We start from the raw sequence: 8,850 nt of genomic DNA, 5'->3' as shown, positions 1-8,850 counted from the left end.
GCTCATCGCCAATCTCCCGGCTCTCATGCCCCTTCGGACGTCGGTCTTGAACTCAGGCCCCTTTCCTCCGCCGGAGTTGCCCGGCTTCGTCGGTACTACGGGCCTGTCCGTCACCCCAGGCGGCCCGGCCTGTCCCTCGCGGGCTTCCGGTCGGCGGTCACGACCGCCGCCGCCTGGGGCTTCACGTGTCGCGCCGGGCATCCATGTGCCGGCATGCCGTCGCCACTACCCCGGAGGGATCGCTGGGTCGTGATCGCTCATGAGGAGGATCTTCCACCGCCTCGATTCTCGCCAGCGACGGCGGCCTTCCCCGTTTGTCGGCGGGTCGGCTCCCTCGTCATTTCTTTCGGGGCCTGCTCGGCGTTCACTCGCGTTACGGCCTGCCTGCTCGCCGAGCCGCCTGCGCGGCCCGTTTTCTCGAAGGCTCCGGCGGCTTCGTCACCTCCGCCGCCGCTCCGATGGCTTCCGGCTGGAGCGACCCAGTTGGCCGGGTGGGACTCGCACCCACTGGAATAACCCGCATCTTTTCACGTCGCACAACATAATGCCCATTATCGGACCCAAGGCGCGGGGATGATTCCGCGAGATTAAAGTCCGAGGCTCGGTCGGCCGAGGGGCGTCGAGGTCGTACGCCGCCGCCGGCCCCCGCACGTCTTCGAGAGGGCCCGACGGTGGAAATCGCGAAGAGGGAGGCGACGCCGGACAAGGCCGGTCGCCGCGATTAGGGGTCGACTCCAACCCCCGACGCAAAGACGACTATAGACGACTTTGAACATGAATTCCATACTTTTTTATTTATTGAATCGGCTTGACCCCTAATGCGTTCGGACGGCCGCGTCGGTCTCAAGGCTCGTCGTCCGGCCGAGAGGCGTCGGCGCATGAGGAAGGCCGGGACCGCCGATCGCTCGGGGAGCCCGGCCGCTTCGTCTGACGCGGGCGCTCAGGCCGGACGGCGCCGGACGGCGAAGCCCAGCAGCCCCAGGGCTCCGACGCCCAGCATCGCCAACGACGCCGGCTCGGGCACTGCGGCGAAGGCCACTCGAGAAGAAGTCACCGTGACCCCCGCCTCGTCGTCGAACGACGGACTGTCGTCGTCGCGGTCGCCCGCGACCTGCAGGCCGAGGATGCTGACGTTCGCCAGGGAGAACGCCGACCCCGTGCCGAAGGCGTCGCTCAGGTCGATGTCGAAGGCGGCGGCGTGGCCGGGGGACAGGAAGCCTATGGCGACGTCCTGGCCGAGCCCTACGTCGTAGACGGCCTGCAGCAGGTCGTAATCGGTCCCCTGGATGCGCCCGTCGACGTCGGAGGCGAAGAGGCCCTGGAGGTCGAACAGGACGAGCGAGTCCCCCGTGCCGTCGAGGTCCCCCAGGCTGGTCACCACGACCTGGCTGCCCGTCAAGGCCGGGTCGACGGCTTGCAGGACCCCCAGGCTGGCGACGGTCGGCAGGATCACGCCCCCCGCGGACGTGATCGTCGTCGGATCGAAGAGCCGCTTGACCGTGCCGACGTCGTAGTCGCCCGTCCAGAGATCTTGGACGTCGATGAAGGTGGTGGTCGGGCCGGTGATGGACGCCTGGAAGCCGCCGCCGGACAGCTGGGTCCAGGAATTCGGGCCGATGTCCACCGTCACGACGACCGCGACCTGGTCGTTGGCGACGATGTCCACCTCGTCGACGTCGACCTTGTAGGACACCGTCAGGGTCGTGGTCGGCAATTGGCCGGCCCCGATCGTGATGGTGTCCGTGAAGCTGGTCTGGTAGTCCCCCGTGGCGAATCCGTCCCTCGTCTGCGTGAAGCCGGTGGACGTCTGCGCCAGGGCCGCGGTGCCGAGGGCCATCATCGCCGCGAATAGATTCATCTTCAGCATCGAACGTCCCTCCCCTTGGTCTTCCCCCGCCCGACGCGCCCGGACTCGGTGGATCGGGCTCGTCTGGCATGTCGTCCCACATCCATAGGCGAGGCTACGAATCGCCGACGGATTACTCAAGTTAAATCGTGATCCCTCAAGTTGAATCGTGATCCATGGAAGTCTCGCATTCATTTCACGCCGCCCGGCCCGATGCGTCCATAGAGAAGCCCTCTCGCTGCTCCGACGTTCGCCGCCTTTCGGTTGAGGCACGCGGCCCCGTGATTTCGCCGCAGTCGGCGGGCGATGGCGGAAGATAAAACCGGTTATCTTCCGCCATCCACCGGCCGATACAGGGCGGGGGGGCTCGGAATTCGACCGGAGCGAGGGGGCGTCATGGACGACGGGACGAAGGCGGAGTTGGCAACGATCGAGGACGCGAGGCCCGAACTGCCGCCGGTCCTCCTCGGCCGTTCGACGGCCGCCGTCGAGCGCCAGGTCGCCGGCTTCTACGCCTCGGTCGCCGAGGTCTTCGAACGCTGGGTCGCCCGTCGCGAGTCGAAGCATACTCGGAGGGCCTACCGGCGCGACGTGATGGCCTTCTGCGAGGCGGCCGCCATCCGCTGGCCCGAGGACGCGACCCGGATGCTCGCCGTCTCCGTCGTCGACGTCCAGGCGTTCCGCGACGGCATGCTCGCCGAGGGCCTGGCGCCCAAGACGATCAACCGCCGGATCGCCTCGCTCTCGAGCTTCTACAAAAACCTCCAGGGCGCGGCCTCGGAGTTCCGGCTGCCGATCGTCGTCCCCAACCCGGCCCACGCCCAGTTCGTCCCCCGCGGCTCGTCGGACCCTCGGGACGAGACCAAGGCCCTGTCGGCGACGAGGGTCCGCCAGCTCATGGCCATGCCCTCGGGCGACTCGGTCCTGGACTATCGCGACCGGGCCGTTTTGAAGGTCTTCCTCTACACGGGGGCCCGCATCGGGACCGTCTGCCGGCTGAAGGTGAAGGACTTCCACCAGGACGGCGACGAGGCGACCCTCGCCCTCCACGAGAAGGGCGACAGGCGCCGCCGCATCGGGCTGCACTTCGCCGCGGCCGAGGCGGTCTCGGAATACCTCGCGAAGGCCGGGCTGGCCAAGGGGCCCCTCTTCCGCGCCCGGCGACACTCGAGGAAGGCGGAGCTGGGCGAGAGGGCCATCGGCCTGGTCACGATGTACAACCTCGTCCGGGGCTACCTCGCAAGGCTCCCGGGCTCGACGGTCGAGGAAGGCGTCGCGGGCGAGGAGGGGCCGGCGCGGAAGGAGAAGCGGTGCGTCTACTCCCCGCACTCGATCCGCGCGACGACGGCGACCCTGCTGCTGGACGCAGGCGTCGACATCGTCAAGGTGAAGGACCTGCTGGGGCATCGGCACGTGACGACGACCCAGATCTACGACAAGCGGCGGCGGAGCCTGAAGGAAGGCGCCTCGCACGACGTCCCGATCTGACCCGCCCGCCTCCCACCCCGCCCTCGGCATGTCGCGCCGGGGGGCGTATCGCTCGCCGGACTTGAAGGGCGTCATGTTCGGCAATCGGACCGGGGCGGGGAGGGTCTTGCGTCGGGGCCTATCGGCGTCTTTTCGGGCCGATGTCTGGTTCGGACCGGGCTCTGGAGACTTGCGTCCCGGCCGCGTGTCGCAACTCGTCCATCCGGGCGAATTCTCGGACCATGATTTCGAGACGGGAAGTGAAGCGAGTTCCAGCCGGGCTCCGCCTGCCCGTCGGGCTCGATTCGGGCGTCCCAAAAACGGGCGTTTTTGACACAATGACCGAAGGGGCATCGCTTGACCTAGTGGGCGAGGTCGGCGGGGCCGAAACTTTGCCCAACGTTGATGGGTATTTCGAGGTTAGCACCATCGCCGTCGCTCGTGAGCCCGATGAAGGGCTCCCCGGCCATGCGTCGTCGCACTAGAGGTGCGTGGGGATGACCGAACGCGACCCTTCCAAGCGGCGGCGATGGCCCTGGATTCTCGGAGGTATCTTCGTGCTCAGCCCGCTCTGCTGCTGCGGCCTGCCCATCATGCTCCTCACCCTGGCCATGCCTGCGGCCCCGGCTCGGGAAAGGGGTGAGCCCGACCGCGTCCAGGTCACCGGCGGGACCATCGAAGGCGTTAAGCGGGACGACGGCATCCGCGTCTTCAAGGGCGTCCCGTTCGCCGAGCCGCCGCTGGGCGAACTCCGGTGGAAGCCACCCCAGCCCGTCAAGCCGTGGATAGGCGTGCGGAAGGCTGACAGGTTTGGGCCCCCGCCCATGCAGTCGGCCCTGGCGAAGTTGGCATTCGGGTCGAGTCCGAGCGAGGACAGCCTGTACCTCAACGTCTGGACGCCCGCCAAGGACGCGACCGAGCGGCGGCCGGTGATGGTGTGGATTTACGGAGGGGCGTTCAACGGCGGCGGGGCGGGTGACGCCCTCTCCGACGGGTCGAACCTGGCGAAGAAGGGCGTCGTGCTAGTCACTTTCAATCACCGCGTCGGCGTGTTCGGCTTCCTGGCCCACCCCGAGCTGAGCCGGGAGAGCGGCCAGGGCTCCGGCTGCTACGGCATCCAGGACCAGGTGGCTGCCCTGCGTTGGGTCAGGGAGAACATCGCCCGGTTCGGCGGTGACCCCGACCGGGTCACCGTCTTCGGCCAGTCCTCCGGCGGCACGTCCGTCAGCATCCTCGCCCAATCGCCCCTGGCCAGGGGGCTTTTCCAGCGGGCCATCTGTCAGAGCGGCGGGGCGATGGCCCCCATCAAGTCCGCCGCGGACGAGTCGCCCGGGCTGATTCAGTCGCTCCCGCTCGCTGAGGAGCAGGGGAAGAGGTTCCTGGCGAGCCTCGGCGTGAAGGACATCAAGGCGGCCCGTGCCCTGAGTGCCGACGCGGTCATGAAAGGCAACTCCGGCGGCCTGCCCTGGCCGGTGGCGGACGGCGAGACCATCGTCGGCGACCCTTACACGCTCTATCAGACCGGCCGGTTCAACGACACTCCGGTGCTCGTCGGCTATACCTCCAACGACGGCGGCCTATTCGGCTCGCCCAGGAAGACGCCGGCGGAGTTCGAGAAGGAAGTCCGCATGAATTACAATTACAAGGAGGACGCGGCGGCGTTCCTGGCCGCCTACCCGCACGCGACCGCCGCGGAAGCATCGCGGTCCGCACGCGACATGCTCCGCGATTTACTCTTCGGGACGTCGACCTGGGCGTGGGCGAGGCTCCAGACCGAGAAGGGCAAGCACAAGGCGTATCTCTACTACTTCGATTACGGTGCCGCCCCGGGCGAGGCCGGGCACGGGGCTGAGGTCGCCTTCGTCTTCGGCAACCTCGGCGGCTGGTTCATGCCCAAGGCGACGCAAGAGAACGTGGCGATGTCGGACGCGGTCATGTCCTACTGGGTGAACTTCGCCGCGAACGGCGACCCCAACGGCCCCGGCCTGCCGGAGTGGCCCGCGTTTGACCCCAAGGAGATGAAGGCAATGACCTTCGGCAAGTCGCCGCAGGCCGGGCCGACGCCGAACCTCGAAAAGCTCCGGGCGTACGAAGTTTACTGGTCACGGCTGAGGGAGCGGCGGTCCAAATGAGCGGGGCGACATCCCCTCTGAACCAAAAGTCGGCGAATCAGACGCGGCCCTGCTCTCACCGAGCAGGGCCGTTTCGCTTTAGGCGAGGTAGTCTCAAAAACGAGCGTTTTTGACACAGGGTCCGAGGGGCATCCCTCGACCTGATGAGCCAAGGCAAAGGGGTCATCTCCGGCTAACTGACGTAGCCGGCCGGGGCTCATACATCGAAGTAAACATGGAAGCGAACCCCCTCAGCTGCCGCGGCCGCCAACGCCCGCTCCATCTCCTCCAATTCGTCCACGCCCCTGCGAATCGCCCTCGGGTGTCCCCGAAGATGGCCGAGCAGGGCCCGCAGGCTGGCCAGCCCCTCGGCCGGGTCGTACCAGTTCGGCTCGGGGTCGTCGGGCCTCGGCCCCCACTCTTCCTCGCTCCAGCAGCCCAGCGTCATGGCGACTCGGGCCTCCTCGGGCAGGTGCTCCAGGAGGGTGTCCCGGTAGAAGTCGTCGATGGGCCGAACCCCGGTCTCTTGGGCGATGCGGCCTAGCGTCTCCACGGTCTTGCCCTTGGCGAGGTCGCAGCCCTCGACGCACCGGTGCAGGACGCCCGTCACCTCCCGCTCGAACATCATCGTCACGTTTATGCCCACGGGCCCATCCCTCCCCGTCGTCAGCGGCGTCGCCCCGGGCTACTCGTAGCCCACGGAGGCCCGGAGGCGATGCGAGGGCCCCCGGCCGAACACGTCCCGGAGGACGTCGAGGCAGAGCCGGGCGATGGCCTCGGCGTCCAGGCCCTGCACCGACCGCCACGCCCGGGGCACGGTCGGGTAGGACTCGTGCATCAACACGACGTCCCCCCGCCTGACCCGGGGCGGCGGGAAGCCGAGGCGTCGGGCGACGGGGGCGAACGCGGCGACCGGCTCGGGCTCGGGCTCCACGGGCCAGAGGAAGGACATCTCCAGGTCCCAGGTCGGTGTGCGGACGACGGGCACGCCGTCGACGGCGAAGACGATGCCCTGCTCCTCGTCCCGCTCGTCGTGGCGGAGGTCGTGGTTGAGGACCTCGACGTAGCCCCCGGTCCCCTCGTCGGAGACCCTGAGGACGAGGAACGGGTCTTCGGCGAGCCGGGCGAGGAACCGACGGACGACCCCGGCGAGGTCCTCGTCCCGCGGTCGGGTCACGTCGTTCGGGGGGCCTTCGGCGTCCACGGCGAATCCCTCGGCTATAGCTGCCCCAAACCTCAACCCTCTCGGAGCTGGATTTTGCCAAAGATGAAGGGAATTATCTCCGGCAAAGAAGACTCGCTCTCGCTCCCGAATCAACTTGCCGTTTGCCTTATTATATCGTGAACGATATAATTGCTTGCCAGAGGAGTTCGCAATGCCAAGCAAACCATCAGGCGACCCATCGACCAAGAACGAGGAGTGGCTCCGCGTCGGGAGGCAACTCTCCTTCGCGTTGTACGGTGCCGCGAATCGGGTCATCCGGCTCCATCGCCCGTTCCTGGAGCCGCTCGGCCTGACCTACCCCCAATTCCTGGTCATGCTCGCACTCTACGAGGATGCCCCCCGGAGCGTCGGGGACCTCGGCCTCGTCCTCGGCATGGATACCGGGACGCTCACGCCGCTCCTCAAGCGGCTACAAACCGCCGGGCTCGTGACCCGCACGCGGGACTCGGCCGACGAGCGACGCGTCCTCATCGACTTGACCGACGCGGGCCGTGCCCTCCGCGAGGAGGCGTGCTCGGTGCCCGGGAAGATTGAGACGGCTTGCCGTCTCACGCATGCCCAGGCCGCCGAGCTCCGCGACACCCTGAACGGGCTCGCGAGACCTCGTAAGGGCGAGGCCGAATCATCTTCCGACCAACAAACAGAAGGAGAAGCATCATGAAAATCGGAATCCTCGGCACCGGCCACATCGGCAAGACCTTGGCCCTCGTATGGAGTGCGGGGGGGCATGACGTGAAGGTGGCCAACTCCCGCGGCCCGGAGACCATCGGGGCCGACGTGCTGGCCTCCGGTGCACGGGCGGTCTCGCAATCTGAAGCTGCGGCGGATGTCGACGTGCTGGTCATCTCCATCCCCCTAAAGAACATCCCGTCCATCGCCCCGTTGGTCGCCAAGCTGCCGGCCGATGCGGTCCTCATCGACACGTCAAATTACTACCCGCATCGGGACGGCAAGATTGACGCCATCGAGGCCGGCCAGGTCGAGAGCCTGTGGGTGTCCGAGCAGCTGGGTAGGCCCTTCGTCAAGGCATGGAACTCAATCGGTTCCGACTCATTCGCCCGGTTGGGAAAGCCCCCGGGGAGCCCGGGTCGAATTGCCCTCTCCATCGCTGCCGACCGGGAGTCGGACCGCAAGGTGGGGATGCAGCTCGTCGAGGAGACGGGGTTCGACGCCTACGACGCGGGCACGCTCGCGGACTCGTGGAGGCAGCAGCCCGGTGCCCCCTGCTACTGCACCGACCTCACGCTCGCGGAGCTGCCGGCCGCGTTGGCGGCGGCCGAGGCGTCGCGGTTGCCCAAGCGGCGTGACATGGCGATAGCAGCAGTCCAAGAACGGCTTGGTTCCTCCACGACCAATCCTGACGCGGACTATCTCACCCGTCTAAATCGTGCCTTGTACATGTGAGCTGAGGATTGAATTCCGGGGCACTCCAAGACGGAGTGCCGAGCTTTCAACTCCTCGGCAAGCTCGGCCATCGAGGTCGAATTATCTCCGGCAAAACCGCCTGACTGGGCCGAGCGACGGTTGGCCGGCTGGCTACCCCGACTGACGTGACCCGGTAATCAGAACGGTCAAGACGTGGTCAACCACGCCGATGAGACGCTCTCGGGGGATTGTCTTCGACGCCGGGCTGGATAGGTGGGTTACAAAAGCCACGACCGTTTCGCTGACATGGTCCAGCTCGACGGGCGACAAGGCCGCAAACCCCTCCTCTACCGCACGCACCGCGAGCGAGCCCATCTCGCGACGGACGTAAGTGGTGAATCGCTCGCTCAACGTCCGGTAGAGGTCCGGGTTCGACCTCGCCATCTCCATCGTGGCGGTCACGACGTCGGAGCGGTCTCCGCAGGTGCTGGCCCGTTCCATCAGGGCGAGGAGGTCATCCCTCAGGGATGTGCCGGGGTAGTCGGGCGGGAGGAACGGATTGAGCGTGGCGACCGCATCGGCGACGAGGTCCGCCTTCGCGGTCCACCGTCGGTAAAGCGTCGCCTTGGATACCCCGGCTTGCGAAGCCACGTCGGACATCTTGAGGGCGTTGTATCCGACCTCGCCAAGGAGCTTGAGCGTCGCTCCGATGATGAGTTCGTCGCGGCTTATGTCTTGGGCACGTCCCCGTGCGGACGGTGGGAGACGGCGGCGGTGCTGGTTGGTCTGGTCGGCCATCACGCTACTGTACCCGGACATTGCGATACTTGGTAGTA

At 67.1% G+C, this 8,850-nt stretch carries 8 protein-coding genes; 4 read left to right on the top strand and 4 right to left on the bottom strand.

Going from position 1 to position 8,850, the window contains the following annotated elements:
• Positions 1 to 940: 940 nt before the first annotated feature.
• Positions 941 to 1,867 carry a PEP-CTERM sorting domain-containing protein gene (locus G6O68_RS29580; protein ID WP_165252984.1) on the bottom strand — a complete coding sequence of 309 codons (927 nt, stop codon included), beginning with the start codon at positions 1,865 to 1,867 and terminating at the stop codon, positions 941 to 943.
• A gap of 375 nt (positions 1,868 to 2,242) precedes the next feature.
• Here G6O68_RS29580 and G6O68_RS29575 point away from each other — a divergent pair, with 375 nt between their 5' ends.
• Together G6O68_RS29575 and G6O68_RS29570 are read left to right on the top strand one after the other, a co-directional pair.
• A complete protein-coding gene (locus G6O68_RS29575) occupies positions 2,243 to 3,334 on the top strand; it encodes a tyrosine-type recombinase/integrase (protein ID WP_165252982.1) in 1,092 nt (363 codons plus the stop codon).
• A gap of 476 nt (positions 3,335 to 3,810) precedes the next feature.
• Positions 3,811 to 5,445 carry a carboxylesterase/lipase family protein gene (locus tag G6O68_RS29570; RefSeq protein WP_165252980.1) on the top strand — a complete coding sequence of 545 codons (1,635 nt, stop codon included), beginning with the start codon at positions 3,811 to 3,813 and terminating at the stop codon, positions 5,443 to 5,445.
• A 196-nt stretch (positions 5,446 to 5,641) separates the two neighbouring features.
• Here G6O68_RS29570 and G6O68_RS29565 read toward each other — a convergent pair whose 3' ends face one another.
• Both G6O68_RS29565 and G6O68_RS29560 read right to left on the bottom strand, forming a co-directional pair.
• The gene (locus G6O68_RS29565; RefSeq protein ID WP_165252978.1) at positions 5,642 to 6,070 is read right to left on the bottom strand and encodes a hypothetical protein; all 429 of its coding nucleotides are present in this window, start codon (positions 6,068 to 6,070) and stop codon (positions 5,642 to 5,644) included.
• Between the two features lie 39 nt (positions 6,071 to 6,109).
• Positions 6,110 to 6,628, bottom strand: a complete 519-nt coding sequence (locus G6O68_RS29560) for a hypothetical protein (RefSeq protein ID WP_165252976.1) — start codon at positions 6,626 to 6,628, stop codon at positions 6,110 to 6,112.
• 172 nt (positions 6,629 to 6,800) lie between these two features.
• On the opposite strand from G6O68_RS29560, the gene G6O68_RS29555 reads away from it, so the two are divergent.
• A complete protein-coding gene (locus G6O68_RS29555; protein ID WP_165252989.1) occupies positions 6,801 to 7,310 on the top strand; it encodes a MarR family winged helix-turn-helix transcriptional regulator in 510 nt (169 codons plus the stop codon).
• On the top strand, positions 7,307 to 8,053 hold the full coding sequence (locus G6O68_RS29550) for an NADPH-dependent F420 reductase (protein ID WP_165252974.1): 747 nt from the start codon (positions 7,307 to 7,309) through the stop codon (positions 8,051 to 8,053). The genes G6O68_RS29555 and G6O68_RS29550 overlap by 4 nt, the downstream gene beginning before the upstream one ends.
• Before the next feature lie 132 nt (positions 8,054 to 8,185).
• Here G6O68_RS29550 and G6O68_RS29545 read toward each other — a convergent pair whose 3' ends face one another.
• Positions 8,186 to 8,812: a TetR/AcrR family transcriptional regulator gene (locus G6O68_RS29545; RefSeq protein ID WP_165252972.1), complete on the bottom strand. Its 627-nt coding sequence runs from the start codon at positions 8,810 to 8,812 to the stop codon at positions 8,186 to 8,188.
• Between the last annotated feature and the right edge of the window lie 38 nt (positions 8,813 to 8,850).

Source organism: Paludisphaera soli (genome assembly GCF_011064595.1).
GTDB lineage: Bacteria > Planctomycetota > Planctomycetia > Isosphaerales > Isosphaeraceae > Paludisphaera > Paludisphaera soli.
This window is presented reverse-complemented; position numbering and strand designations above follow the sequence as displayed.